The sequence below is a fragment of the Candidatus Contendobacter odensis Run_B_J11 genome, assembly GCF_000531125.1.
Lineage (GTDB): Bacteria > Pseudomonadota > Gammaproteobacteria > Competibacterales > Competibacteraceae > Contendibacter > Contendibacter odensensis.
The window spans coordinates 1-22,742 of sequence record NZ_CBTK010000002.1 but is presented as its reverse complement, the minus strand read 5'-3'; the positions used below and the strand labels follow the sequence as shown (position 1 = coordinate 22,742).

Below are 22,742 nucleotides of genomic sequence, written 5' to 3'. Positions count from 1 at the left end.
GACAGAAGTTAATCAATGCTGCATTTAATTCTACAGCTTATTCTGTTGCTTTAATTCTTCACGGATAGCTTCCAAGTAAGCATGACCGTAACGTAGATCCGGTTCCAAATGATTACCTTCGGCCCATTCATTCCATGATTTGATGAATACAATCTGCTGTTCAGGTGGGCGATCTTTGACTAAATCCAGTGCGTGTCGGAAATGTCGCCTGAACAATTCAGGAGTTGATCCATGCAAAGCCAATCCATTGACTCCACTGCGCGGGCTATTGTCCCAGTTTGGAATGACACAAGGGTAAATATGATTTTCAGTCAGTTGTTCCGGCAATAAATAAGGTATAACTTTAGCGTATTTATGTACGGTGGGCATGTTGAACTGACGCTCGATATACCTTGAGACTTTCTTAAAGGGATTACTCCATGAATACCAATTTCGCCGTGTTGGCAAGTTCTGGAAGATACCGGCGTCAAACCCATCGTCTGTGGGATGCCAGCCCAAGCTCCAGGTGACGCCAACAAAATAGAGATCAGTTAATCCAGCATCTTGAGCCAGTTTGCGCCAGAGATCCGTAGTGCGTTTGGGGTCGGGTAGCTGTTTGGGTGCGTAAATGGCGAATAAAGGTTTGCCATCTATTTTGACGTAGCGGCGATCCGTGAAGGCCGGGAGCAGGGCTTCGAAGTGACGGCGGTGATCATCTTCGCCAGGGTAGGTCTGTTCGATCAGAATCCGGTTTGGTGCGCCGTGCCAGATTCCTGTCCAGGTTTCGTTGGCCCAGCAGATGCAAAAGGGAAAGTCGGGTTCACCTGATGCAAGTACTTCCTTGAAAGGCCGTTCCAGTAGTTCCTTGCCAGCAAACCAGTAGTGGTAGTAGCAGAAGGCGTCAATGCCGTACTGTCGCGCCATTTCGGCCTGTGCTATCCGAGATTCCGGTAGCCGCAGGTCGTAAAATCCCAAGTCAGCAGGAACATGAGGTTGATAGTGGCCGGGGAATCGGGGTTTAGCCTTTGCGGTATTAGTCCATTCGGTAAAACCCTTGCCCCACCATTCGTCGTTTTCAGGGATAGGATGAAATTGAGGGAGGTAAAAACTAATTATCTTTGCTGCTGGTTTTCCGATTAAATTATTGTTCATGTGAATTCTCAAAGTTGACAATCGGTAAAGCCAAATAATATAGCTATTTTTATTATTTCATGCATTTTTTAGCATTTGTTCGATCCGTATCAAAATATGCGGTGCAACAATGTTAATGTCATGCTGTTTGCGGACTTTTTCTTTCGCCTGCGCACCTAATTTTTTTCTTTTTTGCTCATCGTGAAGCAAGTTCATGATTCTGTCAGCCATTGCTAAAATATTCAGGTATGGAACTACAAAGCCAGCATCCTCTTGGACAAATTCTCGACCTCCTCCAGATCGATCAAAGCAAACAATTGGTACTTCCAGTGAAGCGGCCTCCATCATAACCAAAGGGAATGGATCTTCACGCGACGTGAGAGCAAAAACATCGAAGGCGGCTAGGTAATCCAGCGGATTTGTTCGTGTACCAATAAAATGCACACAATCAGTTAGTTCAGCATGCTCAATATCATACTGTAATTGAAGTAATGCTGCTCCTGAAGGTTTGGATCCGATCCAAACAAAGTGAACAGCAAAACTTGGTTTGCATAATTTTATAGCTAATGCTAATTGTATAAATAGGTCACAACCCTTGCGCCAATCGACTGTTCCACAACCACCTATAATACGGGCTTCGTTTGGAAGCCCAATTTCCTGGGTCAGGGCTTTTTTAGATGTAGATCGATCAATTTTTTTCTGTATTATATTTGGTATGAATCCATAAATGCATTCGATTTTTTTATGCGAAATGTTATGTTTTTGAGTAAGATTTTTTTGAAGTTCATTGGCAACTACTATAAAATAGTCAGTATGCTGTTTTATATATTTAAAATCTTCTCCAGCATAGATGCGAATTGCGAATTCCAACTCATGAATATGGGTGATTACAGGACAATCAATGAGTGAAAGTGCTTCAAGAATTTTTCCATTGGCTACCGTATTTGAATAAATAAGATCAATATTCATTTTTGCCCGAATTCGTGTAGCTACGTCTCTGTAGCTTACAAAACGGCTTTTATTAAAAGGAAGCATACGAAATAATGATCGCAGACGGGCTTTTAAGCCAGAACGATCATCAAGATACCAAACAGGTGCTACGCTTTCAAATTCTTGATCTAATTTCCCTCTTTTACAGATCAGTATTTGAAAAGAAATGTCGCTATTTTTTTTTAACCAGCAAAGAAAGCTAAGTAAAATAATTGGAGCGCCTGTAGCAGATGCATCATGGGTAATGAAAAGTACAGATTTATTATTAGTTTTCACAGTAAGTCCTTATTCAAGAATGATCAAAATAATTATAAAATAGTTTAAATTTTTGTTTGATAATTTTTGATAGTTCAGAGCGCACATCATATGACAATGGGCTATACATTAAAGCTTTAATAAGCGCAGCTCGAGCAATTTTTGGTTCTTTCATTGTTGCATAGAGTTGACTTAGAGAGAAATAGGCGCTGCCAAGAGTACCGTCTCTACCTCTAAGACAGGCTTTCCAAGTTGGCTTTTTAATTAGATCAAGATCTATAAACTCACCACGATCTTTTCGCCGATTTGCTGCTAGAGTTCGATAAACTTGCGCAGCTTTTATCTGTCCATGTAGTTTTTTCCATGTGATTTGCTCGGCATGATATCTATAAAGGAGTAGATATTCTGGAAGGTTTGCGATTTGATGGTTATCAGATAATCGTAACCAGAGATCGTAATCTTGGGCAAAACGACCAGCCTTATTCTGATAACCACCTGTAGTAATAGCTGCATGCTTTCGGAATGTCACTGTAGGATGCCACATAAAATTTTTTCTTAGTAATTCATTTCGGATAATGGCAGGTTCAGTAGGTGATTTAATTTGTTTGAAAATACGTCCTTCTCTATCAATACACTCAATCCATGTACCCACTACGGCAACTTCAGGATGTTGATCCAGAAACACCACTTGTTTTTCAAAACGGCTCGGACGGCTAATATCATCTGCATCCATACGGGCAATCAATTCACCCTGCGCTAACGATAATCCTTTGTTGAGTGATACGGTGAGTCCAAGATTTTTATCGTTCTTGATGATGCGAATTCGTGGGTCTGTGTAAGATTGCAAAATAGCAAGCGAACTATCCGTCGAGCAGTCATCAAAAATAATGAATTCAAAATTCGTGTAGGTTTGGTTGAGAATACTATCCACTGCCTCACGCAGGAAGCGTTCACCGTTGTGGACAGACATTAAAACTGAAATACGCGGATCACTCATACAACTAATTACCCTGTTTTCGGTACCGCATGTATGTAGCGAACTGTTAAAATATCGACGTCTCTTTCAAACCAATCGATGATACTAAAACTGTTTTCTACCAGACTTGTTATTTCATCTGGTTTATATTCGTATACATGATATGGATTCCCACTATGCTTACCATTTTTACAGTAAGGCGATGAAATCAACAGCGTTCCGTTAGAACGAAGGATACGGAAAGCTTCATCAATAAATTTTCTTCCAACATCTTGTGGTACGTGTTCAATACCTTCTAAACAAGAAACCACATCAAAGCTCCTGTCCTCAAAAGGCAAAGCCGCCATACTTGCGATTTCAAATCGCAATTTATTTCCATATCTCTGACGGGCTTCAGCGATTGCTTCTTCAGAGAGATCAACTCCTGTACATGCTTTCGCTGAGGTCAAAGAAGAGGTTCCCCATCCCATACCACACGGTATATCTAGCACATCCTTACCACTGCAATATTTCTTAACCCATTTATAACGCATTTTGAACTCATTCAAGTATGGACGATGTTCATAGGTCAACCAAGGAATTATGCCTCTACGTAGTCTGAATCGCCAAGGACTACTAAAACCTGCTTCATCAGGATGTGCGCGTTCAGCCATTGAAAAATCTCCAGATACTTATATCAATTTATTTGTTCGATGATTCTTGTGGAATCTATAGCTATTCATATAGCTTATCTTAGACCATCGATGAAAACTTCTTGCCGATTGCGATATAATTGAAAGGAGTACTCCGATCGCGATCAATACAATGTAGAAAAAGAAAGATGTGATTGCCAATCCACATGAGAGGTTTTCTTATTGAACGACTTAGCGAATTGCTAGCCAAACGCTCCCACAGCCAAAATTGCCAGAGATAAGCCTGTGTCGTTAAAAATCCGCCCATATTCGTGATCTCTATTTCTTTGAATCCATGTTTTTCAAATAGATATCGAATTCCATACTCGCTTATCCTCCAATAATCATGTGGAACTTCATGTATTCGAGAGATAAATGGGACAGTGATGCATAGATAGCCACCAGGTTTTAAAAGTCGATAGAATTCGGAAAAAACCTTGTGAGTGTCATCAATATGCTCCAGCACTTGGTTGTTAAGTATTGAGTCAAACTCTTCATTTTTAAATGGCATATATCGTAAATCTCCAACTACATCAGGTCGAAATCGGTCATTGACCTCGAGTCCGACATAATCATCAAATTTAAACATTTCCTTATAACGTTGATTGCCGCATCCAGCGTCTAGCATCCGCCCACATAAATAAGGGCGTGCTTTAGTCATGTATTTCCTGATGATCTCCTCAGTAGCATACCACGGTTCTGACTTTTTAAATGTGTTCATTTTTGATGAGCGCCCAAATGTTCATAACTAGTTATGACGTAAGTACTGCCCGAAGAACCTTAAATTAAGCAGTAAATTTTAAATAAATTTTCCACCAAATACGCTTTGCAGGGAATAGTATTTTCCTAATTCGGTGATACATCAATGGTGAAATTTCTTGAATCTTTTCAACTAATGATATTTTATTCTTTTTATCCCATGATCTACGCCATCCCATCGATAGATGCGAACTGAATTTCCAATTTAATTCAGAAAGGGATTTATCGTCTGTTAAGATTTCTGCCATTAGTCCAAGAGTATGGATGCGAAACCAAGTCGCAAAGGCTGTTGATTGATCAATTTCAGCCACAGTATCTGGAATACCCATGTGGCTTTGTACTATTCCTTTCTTATAGGAAAACCCACCATCTTGGTTTTGCGATTTTAAAATAGTCGGTAAAAGTCTTCTCAGAGCGACGCGGATTTCTGCTCTTCGATAATCAATCTTTTTATACATATTAACGAGTATATCTGCTGCATCGACGTCTTCACAGGCTCCGCCGCCACCACTGGGACAAAACCCTCCATCAACATGTTGTAGTGCAAGCGTCGTATCAATCAGTGCTTTTTCGTAAGGATAATCATGATTCTCATAGTAATAGACCAACAACTGATGGTATCCACCCGCCATCGCAACAAAAGGACTACAAAATCCATCGGTTCCCCACAAACCTGTCTTTGGATCTATTCTCGAATCCAGCCAATTGAACCAATAGTCGAGGGCATTCTGAGCAGTAGGATCGTTTTCCAAATCACGTAAATAAACCAACAATTGCCCTACAAACAAGAGATTATTTCCCTCCAGCCAAGCATCCCGTAAATCACGCTGATCAAGCCAACTTTTGAGATAATCCAACTCTCTAAAACGATAAGCGAATTTTAATGGATATCGAATGGGCACATCAAACTGTAATGCCGCTGGAATTGCAGCACAATTCAGATGTAATAGAAGATGCTCACGATCATGCTTCGCATTTTCTTGCGGAGTCCAATCTCTTAGCTCTGGTCCAATAAACATCCCTGTTTCAGAATCTTGGCAGTTAACCATAAAGCTTCGGGTCTCTGAACTGATTCCCTCACCTGTCAAATAATATCTAGCCAAGGAAAGATAAGCGGTTCCGTAAAGCGTAGGACGTTTTCCAGGGACTGATCGAAAACCACCACTTTCTGAGTCATACATCGACTCGATAAATTTAAGAGCTTTCTGGTAGTCAAATTTTTTCATTTAAATCGTTATAACCCCGAAAATAAAGAAAAAAAGCACTACTGAACATTGTAGCCAACGTCATAAAAACAAGAACCTGTAGAAGCTGGCATCGATTCGAATTGGATGGGGATACGCCACCAGAAAAACAGCGCTGAACGATCTTTCTGCCAAATAGCAATAATAAGTTTACCACCCATAGAATTCACTCGGACTGATTCAATGCAGATCAATAGCCGTCCTTCGCCTCTAGGCAAATCAAGTTTTCTATCATAAGTCCTGTTAGTTGCCTGAAAATGAAATCCACTTTCACTACTGGTGCGGATAGCCGTATCCACTTCAATATCTTCTAAAGCAGATTCTGCATGGTATGTGATCTCAACTGTCACGTTATCGCCAGGCCGAAGTTTTTCGGTGGGTACTTTTACATCCAGAATACGAATGCCTTCATTACCTGTGCAATGTTTTTCGATGTCATTATCTGACAGATCGAAGAAAAGTTGCTTGTACGCGGTTACTCCTTCACCAACATCAGAAAACCACAGGGCTTGTTCGCGGGTCTTGAGCAGAATCAAATCCGAATAAGTTGAGATCGTGTGCATATTATGTGAAACCAGAATGATCACGGTTCCGTTTTTTCTTAAATCGCCAATTTTATTGAGACACTTCACTTGAAAACCTTCATCACCGACCGCTAACACTTCATCGACCAGCAGAATATCCGGTTGCATGTACGCTGCTACAGCAAAACCAAGACGCACCGTCATACCAGAACTGTAGTTCTGCACCGGCGTATCAATAAAATCCCCAACACCTGAGAACGCAATGATTTCATCAAACAACCGATCCACATCAGACCGGCTAAATCCAAGAATTGACGCATTAACATAAATATTCTCGCGCCCGGTCAAAATCGGATTAAAACCAGCGCCTAAAGCGATCAGCGCCCCAATCCGGCCCACCATTTCGATTCGTCCCTGATCCGGCTTAATCAACCCGTTCAACATCCGCAACAGAGTAGTTTTTCCGGCACCATTCGGGCCAATCAACCCCAAGCATTCCCCACGCTTCAGTTCAAAACTCACCTCCTGCACCGCCCAAAACTCATCGGGTCGCAATTCTCCATTGCCACCGTGACGACGACCGCGCAGTTCGCTGCCTAAATCTTGCAGGCCATACCACAACGACCGCTTGAGACTGCGGCAGAATTTTTTGGAAACGCCTTCGACTTTAATCAGAGTATCGGACATGGGGTTGTAAGTTTTAAGGGTTAAGTTTTAAGGGTTAAGTTTTAAGGGTTAAGCTTCCGGCCTCATTAAGCCTCTTAATGCCCCGGATGACCCAACACCTCGGTCAAGGTCGCCGCCTCCAGCACCTGATCGCCCCACGTCTCCAACTGCGCCGTCGTCGCCTGCTTCAAACGCTGCTCCGCCCATTCTGGCAACGTGCCAAAACGGCGCACCAATTGACGACGCAGCAGCAGGGCTTCACCCTTTTCGATGCCCTTTTCGATACCCTGCTGTTCATATTGGCGGACCCATGTCGCAAATCGATCAGTCAGCGTCATCTTCAACTCCCGCAAATCACGCACCTTCGGCAGCACCAAGCGATTCTGACTGTGCCGCCGCACCATCGCTCGAATCCAGATTGCAAAGATCCGTTTGAGTTCGGGCTGGCCTTCCAGCCACCCCTGCAACACGTCAATCAACTCCTTCCTGGGGGGCGAGAGAAACTTAAAACTTCCTTACGCACTCATCCGCTCAATAAGGATGGGCATCGCCAAGCGATAAGCCACCCAAACCAGCAACAACAACAAAAACGCCGCCCCATTGACCGCCCAAAAATACCCCATGAAGTCCGGCGAAAAGCCCGTCAACCAATCGCGACTGGTCAGAATCAACGGCGTCAACGGATTGATCTGGAACACAGTCGCCACCCAACCCTCCTTAGGTATTGGGAAAAGCACCGGCGTTAGATACATCAAAAACTGCATCAGCAACGGCAACGCCCGGCCAATATCCGTATACAACATCCCGATCGGCGTAATCAGCAACCCAATCGCCGTGCCTACTAAAATCAACGACAACAACCCCAATGGAAACAACAACAAACCCCAACCAGGATTAATGCCCATCACCAACAACGCCCCCAGCAGCAACCCAATCTTGATCCCCGTATTAAACAAAGTCTGATAAATACCCGACACCAACAACGCCTCACGCGGAAAATTCAACTTCGCCAACATACTGCGCGCCTGATTCGTCTGCTGCAACGGAGCGTTCATCGCATCCATGAAAATCGCCCACAGCATGGTTCCGGTGAACACATAAACCGAATAGGGCAGCGCAGTTTCAGCCACTTTAATAATGCCGGCGCCGCTGAGAAAGACCCAGGTCACGGTGTTGGCCAGCGGCAAAATAAACGCCCAGAGCATGCCCAGAAACGCCTGGCGGTACTGGGCGCGGATATCGCGCACCGCCAACCGCCACGCCAGTTCACGCCCCTTGAACAGGTCGCGGAACATGTCGCGCACCATCGTGATCGGGTTGGCGAGCGACGAATCAGGGGTATAAACAGTCACTATGGGTTCGGACATGGGAGTTTTTAAGTTCTAAGTTCTCGGCAATGAGCGGAAGCATAACGGTTCGGCGAGTTTAATAAAATCTGCCCCCGGATTTCAATGTACGTCGCCTCAGCTAGATAGCGCCCCTGATCAGACACATGTAGACTTCTTGGCAGTGGTTTAGCGTCAGGATCCAACCACCTTACCCAAACATGGGTATCAAGCAAGATCACCGCAACGCCTCCCAGTCTTCCTCCAGACAGGCTGGCGCGATGAGGTCATCGTGCAATTTGACCGTGCCGGCGAGCCGGGGGCTAGGTTTGCGGCGCACGACCGACTCAGCAGGCATCTGACCCTGGTCAATCGCCGGGAACACGATTACCTCTAACCGCCTGCTGCCCAGACTTGGCGGCAGATCGATAATCAACTGATGATTAACGGGTTCAACAATCAAACGTAGCGCTTCCATACGGTTGCCCTCACTCATCGTTGCATGTCGAAATCATCCGGCCGACGCCCAGCATCAGCAGGATCGAATCCCTCACCCTGATTGGCGCTGTCCATCATCAACGCATCGGCAAAAAACTTGGCTGCCCAATTTGGATACTGCCACGGATGATAGCCGCCATCCACCGGATGCGAACCTTTAATCCCGCCGATTTCGTTCGGATCACCGGCCAGTTTCTGTGTAGCTTTAACAAAGCCCACCACCCGGCGCGTACCCATGCGATATTTTTCCTCGCCACTGATCTGATACAGCCGGCCCCAGTTAATCCCGATCTGCGCATCGCCAGTCAGACACGACCAGCGCACGGTGGGCTGCCAGTTGGCATCAAACCGGCCCGGCAGCCGGCCATTTTCCGGCAGCGCCGCCAGCAGCGCATCACCGATCACCCGCGCCGCCGCAATAAAATCTTCCCGCCCAGCGACCTGTCCCACTTCCAGCAGCCCGCGCATCGCATAAGCAAGAGTATGGACGAAGGGTTGGGCGTTGTCCTGCAGGCAATTGTCCTCCAACCAACCGTTGGGCCGCCGCTGCGTCAACGCCCACTCACAATTACGGATCGCAGCGGCGAGAAAACGCAGCTCGCCAGTGATCGCATGGACTCGCGCCAAGCCCCAGGCAGTACGAGTATTGTAGGTATTAATGTGCTTGCCGGTCATCGGCGAACCAAAGCGACGCCAGCAACCGTCTTCGTCCTGTACCTCACAGAGCCAGTTTGCTGCCCGCACTGCCGCCTCGCGGTAGCGTTCGTCGCCTTCCTCCTCGAACGCCCGCACCCAGCCGAACAATACTTGACCGGTGTTGAAAATAGTCGGCTGATCCGAATCGCCCAGCGCACCGGCCAGCACCCCGCCCCTGGGATGCTGAATCTCACATTCCCAATCAGCCATGCGCCGGGCGCGGGCGCGAGCGTCGGCATCACCCGTCAGACCCGCGTAGCGGTAGAAGGTCGGGATGATATAGCCGGTCGTTTCAGGGTACGACGGCGCCCATTTACGGTATTTCACCAAATAGGTTTGCGACACGCCGGCATCGGGTGTGGCGTCTTGCGCCCGCTTAAGCCAGGCCATCGCGGCGTCGAGGTGGACGCGGTTCTCTTGAGGCATGGTTTGGCCCACGCCCAAGCGTTCGCCGATCATGCGGGCGCGCCACGGTAAGGAGTTGATCAAATTCATGCGTTGTTGCTCCGCTTAATCCCCAACCGCTTGTTCTCTTACCCCATCCTTTCCCGCAAGAAAGGGGATTTTTTGAACGGGTTCAAGGCACATCAAAAAACAACTCTCCCCGCACCGCCATGGCATCGGCGCATTCCACCATATCGCGGCAGCGCAATAATAATAGCCGCGTATTGCCGATCCGCCGGTGGCGTAACCCGCCCTGCCGTTTGAGTTCAGCGACATAACGCTCCTCGCGGCGCAGACTGTTGGCCTGCGCGCTGATGACCCGAACCGGACACTGCCGCGCCTCGCCAGCGTAATCAATCACCGTACCCATCCGCAGTTCCGGGTCGTAAAACGGGAACGGCAATCGTGCGGCAAGGTGATCTTCCACAAAATGCGTAAAAGTAATCGTGGAAAAAGGCGCATCAAAGCCCAAAATCCAGCCATCCCGTTCCAGCAACCGACCAAAGGGCGACGCCGAGCCGAAGGGTTCGATGGCTTGATCGTGACCAGCCAGAAATGCCTCTGTATCCCGGCCCCAAGCCAGTAGCGGATGGGTAGGGCTAAGACTGCGCACGACTTCACGGTTACGGCGGAACACTTCAGTCAGCAGACCCATCCTGGAAGGGCTGCGCCGCACGTTCATCGGCACCCCACGCGCCAGAAACTCAGCCGAACTTTCGTTGTGATAACTCAGTGATGGCATGACCAGTAAACCCTCTGACCCTACCACTTCCTTTAGTGCGGCGATCAGATCAGCGGGCTTGCCCCGAAAGCCGTTCAGCGGTTGCCAAGACGAATGCACCATCAGAGTATCGCCTTGGCGAATACCCAATGCCCGCAAAATCGCTACCAAATGAGGTGCATCGTAAGCGAGTAGATGCTTGACGACAAAACACTTGATCTGGTCGCGAAAAGCAGAGGTCATAACGGTGCGAACAGCTAACTGGCTGCTTTAGCCGAGGAGGAAGAAGTTACAAGCACTTCATCCAGCAATCGTGCCAGCCGACTGGCAATCGCTTTGCGGTCAAACTGGGCCAGATACGCTTCATCCGCATCAACCCGTTGCGGCACAGGGGAAGCCAGAGCTTCCCGCAACGCCGCCTCGCAGCGATCCACATCTTCAGCGGCAACAACCCGGCCCAACCGCGACCGCTCAATGATTTCCTGCGTCACGCCCGGATCGCATAGCGCAAACATCGGTCGGCGCGCCGCCACATACTCAAACAACTTGCCGGGAATTACACCATCCGAAGTTTCGCCAGTGTCCACGATCAACAGCAGGTAATCACAATTAACCTGCGCCTCGAGCGCCAAACGCTGGTTCACATCACCCTCGAAGCTGAAATGCCGTGCGATCTCATACTGCATCAGGATTTGATCATAACGCTCCCGAATCTCCGGGCTGACCCCGCCAAGAATACGCACCCGCACCGGCGCAACCAAAGCCGGCTCCATCCGGGCGATACGCCCCAATGCCTCAGCGAAGGCATAACCGCGCCGGTTCTTGAACAGCCGTCCGGTATAGACAAACTCTACCGTACCGGTATCGAAAGGCCGGGTGCGTTCCAGATTTTGATAGGTCTCGACATCAATGCCATTGGTCAAGGTCGCCCAACGCGCTGGGGTGTCGGGATGAAGGCGCTGCATGTAGGTGGTCTTAGGCTCCGATACGGTGATGATCAAATCCGCACGCTTGAGCAACCGGCGCTCCAACCAGAATTCCAACCGCTGACGCCATCGCGGCAGCCACTCGCGCAGCACGTCGCCGTACCACAAATCCCGATAATCCACGATCCATGGTAATCCGGTCCGCCGCTTGAGCCGGTAGCCGACCAGCGCACTGCTGAACGGCGGCAGGGTAGTGTAGATGGCGTCGATGCGCTGTTCCTGGACCAGTCGCTGGCCTGCTCGCACGGCCTGTCGTGCCCAAGGCCAATAGTTGTCGGGGATATCAATGTAGTTCCGCAGCAGGTAGCGCAGCAGGGCATGGCCTCGATCAACGATTCCCGGCTTTGCCGTGCTTTTATGATTTCCCGCCTTGGAGGCGGAATGTGGAGTAGCGGCAGGGTGAGTTGAGCTATCCAAATTTCCGCGCCCTAGCAACCGCTTAACCCCACGGGCGACCTTGGCTTCAAAATCAAGCAACGGCAATCGCACCACTGGCGTATCCGCTGGAATCTCGCGCAGCAGGCTCTGGTCGTAATTGGGTTCCTGCCCGGAGGGCTGCAAAGTCACCACGACCGACTGCCAGCCTTGGGCGCGCAGATGATCCACAAATTTAACGGTGCGAATCCGCCCGATGGTTTTAAGCGGCGGAAATTCCCCGGCGATGACCAATAGGGTGCGAACGGCATCCGATGGCATGGTTCCGTTTATCCTTGATTGACTAACCGCGCACAGAGCGCATGAAACTGGCGGGCACGCTCTGCACAACTGGATTGCAGGGCGATCTCCAGCCCGCGCCGTTCCAGATGCTCCCGCAATTCAGCATCGGTCAGGATCCGAAGGATAGCGTCAGCAATGCTGGCGGGATCATTGCCATCGACCAGTACACCATTCTCACCATCCCGCACCGCCTCGACCGCACCGCCTGCACGTCCCCCAATCACCGCTCTGCCGCAAGCGTTGGCTTCCAGAAACACCAGCCCAAAACCCTCCGTATCGCCATCGGGCATTTCCCGGTTGGGCATAGCGAACACATCACAGGAGCGGTAAAGGTCGAGCAAGTCCTGATGGCTCAGCTTACCCGCCAGTGTGGCGCAATCCCGTAGCCCCAACTCGCTCATCAGTCCTTCAAGAACAGGGCGGTATTCACCTTCGCCCACGATTAAATAATGGACTGACGGAATAGACTGGCGAATAGCAGGCAAAGCCCGCAGCACCATGTCCATACCCTTGCGGGGCACCAATCGGCCGACGGTCAGTATCACCTTTTCGCCATCGCGAACACCCAAACGGCGGAGTAATTCAGCGTTGCGCGGTCCGGCTGAAAAGCGCTCCAGATCGACTCCATTCGGAATCAGCTCGATCTTCTCGCGAGGAACCCCCATCAGTCGGGTGAGTGCCGCACGGGTAAATTCACTGACCGCCACTACCGCATCCGCCGCCGCGAGATAACGGTGGCGCTGGCGCCCGTAGAAGCGATAGGTGGTCTCAGTGGTGATTTCCTCGCCATGAATGTAGTTGATCATGCGGCAACCCAACAGTCGTTGGGCGGCCAGCCCGATCCAACTGCCCGAGGTCAATTCACCGATGCAGACGACATTAATCCGCTCGCGGCGTACCAGTGCCGCTACGGTTTTCAGAACACGCCACTTCAAGGGAAGGTCAATGGTCAGTGTGCGCCACACCGATTGCAGGCGACTGCATGGAATATCCAGCATGAGAGGACGCAATAACTCAATGCGCTCGACAGGGTAGCCTGCTTGCGCATCGTATTCCCGCCAACCGGCAATAGCTTGGCCATCGATGTAGTGGCGCCAAGGGGCTAGAACAAAGATTGAGCCGGCTCCCACGTATCGGCAGAGGCTCTCATAAACAACCGCAGAGCCGCCGTGGATCGGCGGAAAAATGCTGGCGATGAGCAGACAGCGGACGGGTACGGCTGTTTTCACAGTATCACCGAAGTGGTTTATGTCTGGCGTACAGGGTGAGGTTTCTCAACAGCAGCCGCCTGGAAAAGACGCGACTGAATCAGATATGAACTGAGACGAATAAAGGGCTGTTCCACAAATTGATAGGTCAATTTCGATAACCCATAAGTTAATATCACGACAAACGGAAATACTACCAGTAAGAAAACTCCAATAGCTTCCCATCCACTGATCATTGAAAGGTTAAGAACCACACCACATCTGCGTACCAAATCGATGACAGCCCAGTGCAAGACATAGGCGCTAAAACTGACGGCACCCAAGCGACAAATAAACGGATTAATGAGCAGAGGGGATGGTCGGGGAGACATCAGATTAGCAATCACGATAAATCCAAAGATTATTGAAACCACCAAATGGGTAGGAATCCATGGGAAGCTACTGGATAAATGCTTAATAATTCCGATCTGAGTCAGCGCCAATAACAAAATGATACCAAAAAGGTTCACCAACCCAGCTTTATAGCGTAAGAAGTGTAGAAAACTATCTAAACGCTGATGAGTTGCATTAAGTGCAGAAAAGATGATAAATCCGATTGCAAAAATACACAGTTGATTGGGGAGCCAAAAATATAGAAACTGCTCGGTCGCTTGCATACCATAAAGGGGCATATAATACGCATTGCCTATAGTATAACCCAGTAGCATTATAAAAATACTGACCGTAAACAGGAGAAGACTGCGTTTCGTAGATGCCGCAAAGAATGCCAATACTGGAAAAACAAAGTAGAAGCAAAACTCAACTGAAATGCTCCAACCTCCAGGAACGACAGACCAACCACTTTCCGTTGTTGGTATCCACGAGGGTGACCACGAATTAATAAAAGATAGACTCAAGAGAAGTTGATTAATATCAAACCCTTGAGAGGGAGGGCGAAGAAAATAGTAGAGAATTGCGCCAGCATAATACATAGGTGCAATGCGGAGAAACCGGCGTAGGAAAAAATGTGAGGTCTTGATTCCAACAGGGCGAGCATCCCGATACCAGGAATTTAACAAAGTAAAAGCGCTGGCAATAAAAAAAAGCTGAACACCATACCAGCCAAAACTGGTTATTTTTTTCAAAGGATAAGGCAACTCTGGCATAACTCCAGGGGTATGCACCATTATAACCAACAGAATTGCCCATCCTCGCGCAGCGTCAATTCCCGCAAGTTTTTTTATGGAAGCAGCATTAGTTGTGGTAAGATCGTGAGTCATAGAAGTTATGCAGATCGATAGATTCGTTTGATTTATTTATTGCCATCAATTGAGAAGCCATGGCACCCAGTGCTGAAAAAGAAAATATTCAGCTCCATTCGGTCGCCCGACTACTCTCCACAGCCCGATTATCATGAGTACATAAACCGTGACTCCCAAGACGACTTCCGCGATCAGCGCCCCTGAGCCGATCACCCAGGCACTTGATTGAAGACTGATCACAGCCATAGTCATTATGGCTGTCGCGACAAGCGGGCGGATAATAGCACGAACGATATCTGATCCATTAACTATCGGAAAGCGCCGCAATAAAAACGCCAGCACTACGGAGCCGGTAATAAAAGCCACCACCACGCGCAAAATAGCAATCCGTTCGGCGTTCATGATGGGAAAGGCGACCGTTGCGGTTAGCGCAAATAGAACCACTTGCAGCCAAGACGTGACCGCCAGCGATTTCGCATGACCGGCGGCCAGCAACAAATAGCGACCGCTGGCGGTCATCGCCGCGACCAGCCCCCCGATACTGAGCCATTTGAGCAGCACAATAGCCTCTAACCAGTGAGGTCCCAGCAGGATCGCCACCGCCTGATCGGCGACCAACATCAGGCCAACCGAAGCCGGAAACCCAATCAAACACTGTACTGAGAGCGCCAACAGGTAAGTCTCACGAACCCGGGCCGGCTCATGCAGTTGCGCGACCAAGGCGGGCAGCAACGCCCGGTTTAACGGTGCTAATAATTCGGTTCCGGGTATCGAAGCGATTTCATCAGCAACTGAATAAGTCCCTACCCATGCGGCAGATTCACACTTGCCAACCAAAAGCTTATCCATGCGCTGTTCCAGATAGATACCGATGTTCTGTAATAAAATCCATCGTGAAAATGCCCAGATTTTTTTACTGTGGCGCAGGCTCAGATGCGGTCGGTATGGATGCAGGGCATAACTGAGCGCAACTCCAAAGAGACGCTGCCCCCATGTCCCCACCACTAATGCCCAGTACGATCCCAGTGCCAGAGCTATTCCGGTGGTGATGATAAAACCGATCACCCGCTTGGTGAAGAAAAATCGAAAATCTCGATCAAACCGTTGCTGTTTTTGAAAATCGACAATGCCGATATTTTCCGCGCTGCCCACCAGCAAGGCCCCTGCCAGCCAAGGCAACAGGGAAATCAGACGCGGCTCACCGAGGCTGGCTGCAAGTGGGGACGCGAGCGTAATCAGCAAGGCTGCGGCCAGGATTGATTGCAGAATACGCAAAGTCCAGGCGGTGTCGTAATCTTCACGCTGAGGATGAGGGTCTCGAAGCAGGGCGATGTGAACACCTAAGTCCAGCAGCACGTCCGCCAAGCCCACGACAATGCTGGCCAATGCGAACACCCCAAAATCGTCCGGCAGCAACAGACGAGCCAGGATCAGGGTACTAGCCAGCCCAATCAGCCGATCCGACCACCGCATCGCAAGCGTCCAGAACGCACCGCGAAACGGGTTGGGGGTCGAATGGTCCTCGGGACTAGGCAACGGGCGGATCGCTCGGTCGAGTAGAAGGGTGAGCAACCGGAGCATCGGGGCGATGGAGAGGCGCAAGGCCACGCCAAATTTTGCCGCCAAAATGGTGGATTGCGCCCGCGACGCCGCGAATCGTCCGGGGATTAAAGGCGATGAAACCACACCGTTCACGCCGATGCGACATCCATTCGCGCTTGTAGGCGTCGTCGCCGATCAGATAATCAACGATTCGGATTCGATCAATGTCCATGACGTATTGCATCAGCGCCGCTGTCAATACCGAGCCTGCACCCAGTTTGACCAGTGACTGGTCATGAGCAAGCTTGACGATGGATGCAGTCTGGCCGTCGCACAGCCAAAGTTGGGCCGCGACTGGCTGCTGATCAAGATGAATAACGCCAAGCCGCAACCAACCCCGCTCAGCAGCGAGTCGGCAGAGGGCTGGAATAAAATGAGGAAACGGTTCGGGCTGCTTCCAGCTACAAGCATAAACCGTCTGATAGGCATTGATCGCGGCGTCCAGATCCGGGCCGGGCGCGGTGACGATAGCGAGCTGAAAGCCAGGCATTCGTTCCAGCCGTCGCTGTGCCCGGCTAATAGTGTTACGCATCCGTGAGGAAAGCCCGACCCAGTAATCGGCGAAGGTGCGCGCTGCAACCTCTAAATACCAGTTGCCGAAACAGAAGTAGGAATCTACCCACCAACCGGCGCGTCGAAACTCCTCAAGCAACAGTCGAAAGAAAGCAGTCGTGGGGTCCAGAGGTTGCAGATCGATGATATCCCAGCGGGGACGCTCACTGGTCACATGCTGGACCCAGCGGTGAACATTGTCCGGCGTAACGCCGTGGTTTCCGACCGGCCCAAATAGGGGAGTATAAAAATTTGACAGAGCAGCAAGGCGCTGGGGAGGACTGGCGCTGGTGAACAAGCAGGGAACACACAGCAGGGGTTGACCCGACGGCGCAACCCAATAAATCCGCAACAGGCCACCCGGTTCCAGCGCCGTCGCCGCAAGCAATCGGAACCAGTCCAGCGTGTGATGGAGGTCGGTAAACTTACAATCCACCAAGACTTGGGCGATTTCGTCGGGCAGGTCGTCAAAGGACTCAATGACCCGCACTTCTACTGGAGGGTTGGCGACAGCACACGACATTCGGCAAGGGGTCTCTCAGGGGAAAGGGTCTCTTCCAAAAGTCCAGCCAGTTCCGCACTCCGCTGGCGGCGCGAACCGGCGCTGACCGCCTCGGTAGTGAGTGGAAGCGGGGAACCGGCCTGCATCTGCGCGATGAAATCGGCCAAAGCAGCGGCGATGGCCTCCGCATCGTCAAGCGGCGCAATACCGGCCACCCCGGCCCGGCGCAAAGCTCCCGCAGTGTCGCCCATCGGATCCGTCAAACCCAGGATCGGGCGACCAACCCGCAGATATTCATAAATCTTCGCGGGAATCTGGTCATTACAGTTGGCCGCCTGCAACACCAGCAAACCATCGGCCCGCAGCATCTCTTCCAACGCCTCGCGGTAGGACAAAGGAGGGACCAGTTCGATCATGTCGGCGATCCCATGCTCCGCCGCCAAATTCTTCAGCCAATCATCGTGAGCCGTAGCGCGCAGACGCAACACATAGCGCGCGGGGTTCAGTCGTCCAGATTGCAACAAAGCGCTCATCGCCTGAAACAGTTGCGTCGGATCCCGCTCGCTGGGGTACACGATGCCACTGTGCAACAAAGTGATCTTGCCCGGATGGAGCGAACCTTTGCTGGCCGCGCTGGCTTCCAGCCCGACGAAACTGTCCTCGTCATAACCATTTTCGATCAGCACAGTGCGCTCGGCGGGCGACTCTGGATAGCGCTCCCGGTACATCCGCACCGCGCCGGGAGTGGTGAAGGTGCGGAAAGTGGCGGACTTAAACGTGGTCTCCTCGATCCGTTTGAAACTCGCCCAGGTTTTCGGATTCGCCGGATACCCGTCCTGCGCCATCGGATCGCGAAAGTCGGCAATCCAGGGTAAGCCGGACATGCGATGCAAGGCATGACCGATCAAATGCGCGGTCGCAATCGGATAAGTGCTCCACAAGGCGTGTGGACGATAGTTCTTGATTAATTTCCGACCAGCCCATAGCGCGCCAGGCAACCAACTCACCCAACGGTCGGGGCGCGCAAGGAAGCCTGGATAGCGCCCGGCAACGGCCAAATGCCGCGCCGTATCAAAGGCTGGCGCACGCACCACGACCACCCCATCGGGAATATCGGCAAGCTGATCGTCACTACTGCGTTCATAGGCGCGGGGATGCGCGGTCAGCACGATCGGTTCCCAACCAAATTCCGGCAAATAGCGCACGAAACGCAGAGTGCGCTGAATCCCGCTGCTGCCGGCCAGTGGCGGGAAGTGGTAGGCGATCATCAGGACGCGCTTCATGGCCATGATAAGGCTACCAACGTCACCGCCACGCCCCCGCCAGCGCAACCGCCGGATCGGCCAACGACTGAAACCGTGCCAGCCGCACCGCATTGCGCTGGCGCTGCCCCAACAGCGGCATAATTCCTTGGGCTAGGATGGCACTCATCGCCCGCTCGCCCAATAGTGCCTCAGTCGCCGGCTGCATCACCCGCTCGCCGGCCTCCTCATAAATGTGCATCGGCAAATCCTCAACATCCAGCACCGCACCGGGACTGAACTCCCAACCATTTTCCGCAAAGGCATCCGCGATCAACCGGGCGCAAACCAACGCCGGATTGCCCCACAGATAGGCGCCGGGATCACCACCCATCGGCATTTCTTCAAATGCAAACGCTTCAATCGGATCGGCCTTGCGACCGTAAGGCATCCGCAGCAACACTCGCGGCAAGGCCAAACCGAGCCAGGGAGCGACTGCACTGGTTCGCAGCAGTCGCCAGTTTTGTTCAGCAGCCGCCGGCAACGCCGCCCATTGCGCCGGATCGGCCAGTTGCGCCACCGCGTCGCAACCTAATATGCCGGGTTCAGCCGCCGCCAGAAAAGGACCGCCGGCATGGGCCGCCAGCGAACCCAGCGCTGCCAGCAGTGCAATGTCTTCCGCGCCGCTGCTAAAGCGGTAGTCGCCCACCAGCAACGCCCAAGGTTCGCCACCGTGGGCACGGACCCCATCGTCAATCAGCCGCGTGTAAAGGCTCGTTGCTGACGGACGACCGTCTGCCGCCCGCAGATCGAGTAGCAATTCCGACTGGGTAACATCCAGCAAAAAAACCTGAACCGCCTCGCTATCGAGATGAGTAATGAGGCCATGCACCCCGCGCCACGTCGCTTCCAGCGCCTGGAATGCTGGCTGGTGCAAGATCGCCCGCATCTGTTCGCCGATAGCGGCATCCACTGCGGCCACCCAGGCCGACTGGTGCGGGTCGGTGCGCACGATATGTGGTTGCACCACCGTTTGCAGCAGGGCCTGGATCGCGGCGGCACCGGGATCGGTCAGCCGGCGAAGTGGCGGAGCCGCCGCCGGCGCTCGCCCCAATAACCGTTCCAGCAAGGCCGCTTCGTCCTCCGGGGCGATTGTTGGCTCGGATTGTGCTGATAGGTCATGGGGCGGCGTTGGACTGAGTTCGGCAACGGCCTGATCGAAACTGGCTGGATTGAGCAAACGGGCGCGACTGCCGCGCAACGCCTGAAACAGTTCCAGGCGCTGATACAGTGTATCGGGGTGAAAGTCATCCAGTTGGCCGAAGCTGATGGTGAGGGGTGCATCGGTTACCCCCAGCGGCAATGCTAATTTCGGGCTAAACCGGGCCATGACCGTATCAAAATGGTCCACGTCCACCGGCAATAAGGGCCGGCTGGATAGATCGGATAGATCCACCGGCGCTCCGCGATGATCGCGCCCACTCAAATCGGCCATGATCAGGATGCGCAACGGCGCCTCAGCCTCCCGACGGAACGAAGGTGAAGCAGACTTGGGCAGCGTAAACTGCAATTCCATTCGGCCAGGCATGAGCTTGAATCTCCGGGACAGAGAGCGATGTTTATAGTCTAGTGCGAATTTGGCAAATTTGCCGACGGGTAGCCACCGGTTTTTCATAGGCGGTTGCGCTACACTTATTTTCACAGCAGCACCGCCGTTACGGCAGCAGGTTTGTGGAGTCCAGAGCATGGCCACTATCACCCAAAAACACCGATTTTTCGCGGTCAACACCTCGCTAGGCGAGGACGTGCTGGTCTTCGGCCGGATGACCGCCACCGAGCAGTTGGGGCAACTGTTCGAGTTTGAAATCGATCTGCTTAGCGAGCGCACTGATATCGACTTGTCCGAGGTACTGGGCAAGAACATGACGGTACGGATGGAACTGCCTGAGGTGCGCGGGGGCGGAACCCGTTACTTCAACGGCTTTGTTACCCGCTTCAGTTATCTGGGAATGCGTGGACTGCGCTACGGACTCTACCGGGCGACGCTCAGTCCGTGGCTATGGTTTCTGACCCGGACTTCCGATTGCCGGATTTTCCAGAACCAGACCGCTCCCGCCATCATCGAGTCAATATTCAGCGATCACGGCTTTACCGACTTTAGCCGCTCCCTCAGCGGTAGCTATCGCACTTGGGAGTATTGTGTGCAATACCGGGAGACGGATTTCAATTTCGTCAGCCGGTTAATGCAGCAAGAGGGCATCTATTACTACTTTACCCACCAAAACGGCAAGCACACCCTGGTGCTGGCGGATAATCGCGGATCGCATAGCGCATTTCCCGGTTATGACCAAATACCTTATTACCCACCCGATGCCCATGAGTTCCGTGAACGCGACCATATCTACCAGTGGACCGTTGAAAAGCAGGTGCAGTCTGGAGCCTATGCGCTGAATGATTTCGACTTCACCGCGCCGCGCAAGAATCTGCGAACCGTGGCCTCTACGCCAAAAGATCACGCCATGGCCGATCTTCCCATGTACGACTATCCGGGTGACTACAGCGAAGCCAGCGATGGCAATGCCTACAGCGCAGTGCGGTTGCAGGAATTGCTGGCCCAGCATGAAATTCTGCGGGGCCAGGGTATTGCCCATGGATTGGCTGCCGGTTATCTGTTCAGTCTGACCAATTGTGGGCGCGAGGATCAGAACCGCGAGTACCTGATTGTATCGGCGGTTCATGAGCTGCAATCAGACGCTTACGAATCAGTCATGAGTCTCGAAGCAGGCAAGCCCTATGTCGGGCGAATTACCGCGATTGACGCCCAGCAACAATACCGGGCATCGCGCACCAACCCCAAGCCAGTGGTGCAGGGTCCGCAAACCGCGATAGTGGTTGGCGCATCCGGCGATGAGATTCATACCGATCAATATGGCCGGGTTAAATGCCAGTTCCATTGGGATCGTTACGGCGAAGCCAATCAGAATAGTTCCTGCTGGATTCGGGTCGCGCAGAGTTGGGCCGGCAAAAAATGGGGAACCTTGTATCTGCCCCGGGTCGGCCATGAAGTGATTGTTGATTTCCTGGAAGGTGATCCGGATCGGCCGATTATCACCGGTCGGGTCTATAACGACATTAATAAGCCGCCGTATACGCTGCCCGACAACAAAACTATGTCCACCCTCAAGAGCTTGTCCAGCATCGGCGGGGATGGTTTTAATGAGTTCCGCTTCGAGGATAAGAAAGGATCAGAGCAAATCTTTCTCCACGCTGAAAAGAATCAGGATATCCGGGTCAAGAATAATGCCCTGGAGTGGATCGGCAATGAGCGCCACCTGATCGTCAAGAAAAAACAGTTCGAGCAGGTTGAAGGCGAAAAACATCTGATTGTTAAATCGGGTGATGGCGGTAGCGGCGATCAGTTTGAAAAAGTTGAAGGCGATAAACATCAGAAGGTGGTAGGCGATCACAACCAGAAAGTCGAGGGAGTTTTGTCTATTGATGTGGTTGGCGATATTCAGGAGAAAACCGGCGGCAATTACGCAATGGACGCTTCGTCAGCCATTCATATCAAGGCCGGGCAAACAGTGGTGATTGAGGCCAGTTCGCAGTTGACGATTAAAGTCGGCAGCAGTTTTGTCACCATTGGCCCTGCGGGAGTGTCGATCAAGGGAGCAACCGTGGCCATCAAGGCTGACGGCATCGTGTCCATTGATGGCACGATGGTGAATCTCAATTGCGGCGGCGGCGGGGCTTCTGCCGGATCGGGCGCGGGCAGTTCACCGGGGGCGCCGACCGCACCGACCGCGCCGCAGGA

The 22,742-nt window shown here is 51.5% G+C and carries 20 protein-coding genes; 1 reads left to right on the top strand and 19 read right to left on the bottom strand.

Features of this window, described 5'->3' with window-relative positions:
• Positions 1-30 precede the first annotated feature (30 nt).
• From BN874_RS00150 to BN874_RS00070, 19 genes are all read right to left on the bottom strand, one after another.
• Positions 31-1,131, bottom strand: coding sequence for a glycosyltransferase WbsX family protein (locus BN874_RS00150; RefSeq protein ID WP_034429968.1), 1,101 nt, complete (start codon positions 1,129-1,131; stop codon positions 31-33).
• A 57-nt stretch (positions 1,132-1,188) separates the two neighbouring features.
• A complete protein-coding gene (locus BN874_RS23100; RefSeq protein WP_154724678.1) occupies positions 1,189-2,376 on the bottom strand; it encodes a glycosyltransferase family 4 protein in 1,188 nt (395 codons plus the stop codon).
• Positions 2,377-2,389: 13 nt separating this feature from the next.
• The gene (locus BN874_RS23095; RefSeq protein WP_081756017.1) at positions 2,390-3,352 is read right to left on the bottom strand and encodes a glycosyltransferase; all 963 of its coding nucleotides are present in this window, start codon (positions 3,350-3,352) and stop codon (positions 2,390-2,392) included.
• A gap of 8 nt (positions 3,353-3,360) precedes the next feature.
• The gene (locus BN874_RS23090; RefSeq protein WP_081756016.1) at positions 3,361-3,984 is read right to left on the bottom strand and encodes a class I SAM-dependent methyltransferase; all 624 of its coding nucleotides are present in this window, start codon (positions 3,982-3,984) and stop codon (positions 3,361-3,363) included.
• A gap of 79 nt (positions 3,985-4,063) precedes the next feature.
• Positions 4,064-4,663 carry a class I SAM-dependent methyltransferase gene (locus BN874_RS00140; protein WP_195912062.1) on the bottom strand — a complete coding sequence of 200 codons (600 nt, stop codon included), beginning with the start codon at positions 4,661-4,663 and terminating at the stop codon, positions 4,064-4,066.
• Between the two features lie 124 nt (positions 4,664-4,787).
• Positions 4,788-5,987 carry a prenyltransferase/squalene oxidase repeat-containing protein gene (locus BN874_RS00135; protein WP_081756015.1) on the bottom strand — a complete coding sequence of 400 codons (1,200 nt, stop codon included), beginning with the start codon at positions 5,985-5,987 and terminating at the stop codon, positions 4,788-4,790.
• Positions 5,988-6,025: 38 nt separating this feature from the next.
• Positions 6,026-7,216: an ABC transporter ATP-binding protein gene (locus BN874_RS21955; RefSeq protein ID WP_051497223.1), complete on the bottom strand. Its 1,191-nt coding sequence runs from the start codon at positions 7,214-7,216 to the stop codon at positions 6,026-6,028.
• A 74-nt stretch (positions 7,217-7,290) separates the two neighbouring features.
• A complete protein-coding gene (locus BN874_RS00125) occupies positions 7,291-7,665 on the bottom strand; it encodes a DUF4351 domain-containing protein (protein ID WP_051497222.1) in 375 nt (124 codons plus the stop codon).
• Positions 7,666-7,710: 45 nt separating this feature from the next.
• Positions 7,711-8,562, bottom strand: a complete 852-nt coding sequence (locus tag BN874_RS00120) for an ABC transporter permease (RefSeq protein ID WP_034429962.1) — start codon at positions 8,560-8,562, stop codon at positions 7,711-7,713.
• Between the two features lie 196 nt (positions 8,563-8,758).
• The gene (locus BN874_RS00115) at positions 8,759-8,998 is read right to left on the bottom strand and encodes a hypothetical protein (protein ID WP_034429961.1); all 240 of its coding nucleotides are present in this window, start codon (positions 8,996-8,998) and stop codon (positions 8,759-8,761) included.
• A gap of 14 nt (positions 8,999-9,012) precedes the next feature.
• The gene (locus BN874_RS00110) at positions 9,013-10,209 is read right to left on the bottom strand and encodes a glycoside hydrolase family protein (RefSeq protein WP_195912061.1); all 1,197 of its coding nucleotides are present in this window, start codon (positions 10,207-10,209) and stop codon (positions 9,013-9,015) included.
• 82 nt (positions 10,210-10,291) lie between these two features.
• Positions 10,292-11,122: an AAC(3) family N-acetyltransferase gene (locus BN874_RS00105; RefSeq protein ID WP_034429959.1), complete on the bottom strand. Its 831-nt coding sequence runs from the start codon at positions 11,120-11,122 to the stop codon at positions 10,292-10,294.
• A 14-nt stretch (positions 11,123-11,136) separates the two neighbouring features.
• The gene (locus BN874_RS00100; protein ID WP_034429957.1) at positions 11,137-12,561 is read right to left on the bottom strand and encodes a glycosyltransferase; all 1,425 of its coding nucleotides are present in this window, start codon (positions 12,559-12,561) and stop codon (positions 11,137-11,139) included.
• 8 nt (positions 12,562-12,569) lie between these two features.
• Entirely contained in the window at positions 12,570-13,811 is a 1,242-nt protein-coding gene (locus tag BN874_RS00095) for a glycosyltransferase family 4 protein (protein WP_034429955.1), read from the bottom strand.
• A 17-nt stretch (positions 13,812-13,828) separates the two neighbouring features.
• A complete protein-coding gene (locus BN874_RS23085) occupies positions 13,829-15,049 on the bottom strand; it encodes an acyltransferase family protein (RefSeq protein WP_081756014.1) in 1,221 nt (406 codons plus the stop codon).
• Between the two features lie 45 nt (positions 15,050-15,094).
• Positions 15,095-16,612, bottom strand: a complete 1,518-nt coding sequence (locus BN874_RS00085; RefSeq protein WP_081756013.1) for an oligosaccharide flippase family protein — start codon at positions 16,610-16,612, stop codon at positions 15,095-15,097.
• Entirely contained in the window at positions 16,560-17,708 is a 1,149-nt protein-coding gene (locus BN874_RS00080; protein ID WP_081756012.1) for a GNAT family N-acetyltransferase, read from the bottom strand. Before BN874_RS00080 ends, BN874_RS00085 begins: the two co-directional genes overlap by 53 nt.
• Positions 17,678-18,976, bottom strand: a complete 1,299-nt coding sequence (locus tag BN874_RS00075; protein ID WP_320411434.1) for a glycosyltransferase — start codon at positions 18,974-18,976, stop codon at positions 17,678-17,680. The genes BN874_RS00080 and BN874_RS00075 overlap by 31 nt, the downstream gene beginning before the upstream one ends.
• Before the next feature lie 16 nt (positions 18,977-18,992).
• Positions 18,993-20,516, bottom strand: coding sequence for a type VI secretion system contractile sheath domain-containing protein (locus BN874_RS00070; protein WP_034429950.1), 1,524 nt, complete (start codon positions 20,514-20,516; stop codon positions 18,993-18,995).
• 157 nt (positions 20,517-20,673) lie between these two features.
• Here BN874_RS00070 and BN874_RS00065 point away from each other — a divergent pair.
• On the top strand, positions 20,674-22,742 hold a 2,069-nt coding region (locus BN874_RS00065; RefSeq protein WP_051497218.1), incomplete at its 3' end, for a type VI secretion system Vgr family protein.

Coding starts and splice junctions, on each gene's coding strand:
- BN874_RS00140 (WP_195912062.1), bottom strand. CDS start 4,663: ATGACTAAAGCACGCCCTTATTTATGTGGGCGGATGCTAGACGCTGGA.
- BN874_RS23090 (WP_081756016.1), bottom strand. CDS start 3,984: ATGGCTGAACGCGCACATCCTGATGAAGCAGGTTTTAGTAGTCCTTGG.
- BN874_RS00115 (WP_034429961.1), bottom strand. CDS start 8,998: ATGGAAGCGCTACGTTTGATTGTTGAACCCGTTAATCATCAGTTGATT.
- BN874_RS00075 (WP_320411434.1), bottom strand. CDS start 18,976: ATGGCCATGAAGCGCGTCCTGATGATCGCCTACCACTTCCCGCCACTG.
- BN874_RS21955 (WP_051497223.1), bottom strand. CDS start 7,216: ATGTCCGATACTCTGATTAAAGTCGAAGGCGTTTCCAAAAAATTCTGC.
- BN874_RS00100 (WP_034429957.1), bottom strand. CDS start 12,561: ATGCCATCGGATGCCGTTCGCACCCTATTGGTCATCGCCGGGGAATTT.
- BN874_RS00085 (WP_081756013.1), bottom strand. CDS start 16,612: ATGCTCCGGTTGCTCACCCTTCTACTCGACCGAGCGATCCGCCCGTTG.
- BN874_RS00105 (WP_034429959.1), bottom strand. CDS start 11,122: ATGACCTCTGCTTTTCGCGACCAGATCAAGTGTTTTGTCGTCAAGCAT.
- BN874_RS00150 (WP_034429968.1), bottom strand. CDS start 1,131: ATGAACAATAATTTAATCGGAAAACCAGCAGCAAAGATAATTAGTTTT.
- BN874_RS00070 (WP_034429950.1), bottom strand. CDS start 20,516: ATGCCTGGCCGAATGGAATTGCAGTTTACGCTGCCCAAGTCTGCTTCA.
- BN874_RS00120 (WP_034429962.1), bottom strand. CDS start 8,562: ATGTCCGAACCCATAGTGACTGTTTATACCCCTGATTCGTCGCTCGCC.
- BN874_RS23095 (WP_081756017.1), bottom strand. CDS start 3,352: ATGAGTGATCCGCGTATTTCAGTTTTAATGTCTGTCCACAACGGTGAA.
- BN874_RS00110 (WP_195912061.1), bottom strand. CDS start 10,209: ATGAATTTGATCAACTCCTTACCGTGGCGCGCCCGCATGATCGGCGAA.
- BN874_RS00135 (WP_081756015.1), bottom strand. CDS start 5,987: ATGAAAAAATTTGACTACCAGAAAGCTCTTAAATTTATCGAGTCGATG.
- BN874_RS23085 (WP_081756014.1), bottom strand. CDS start 15,049: ATGACTCACGATCTTACCACAACTAATGCTGCTTCCATAAAAAAACTT.
- BN874_RS00080 (WP_081756012.1), bottom strand. CDS start 17,708: ATGTCGTGTGCTGTCGCCAACCCTCCAGTAGAAGTGCGGGTCATTGAG.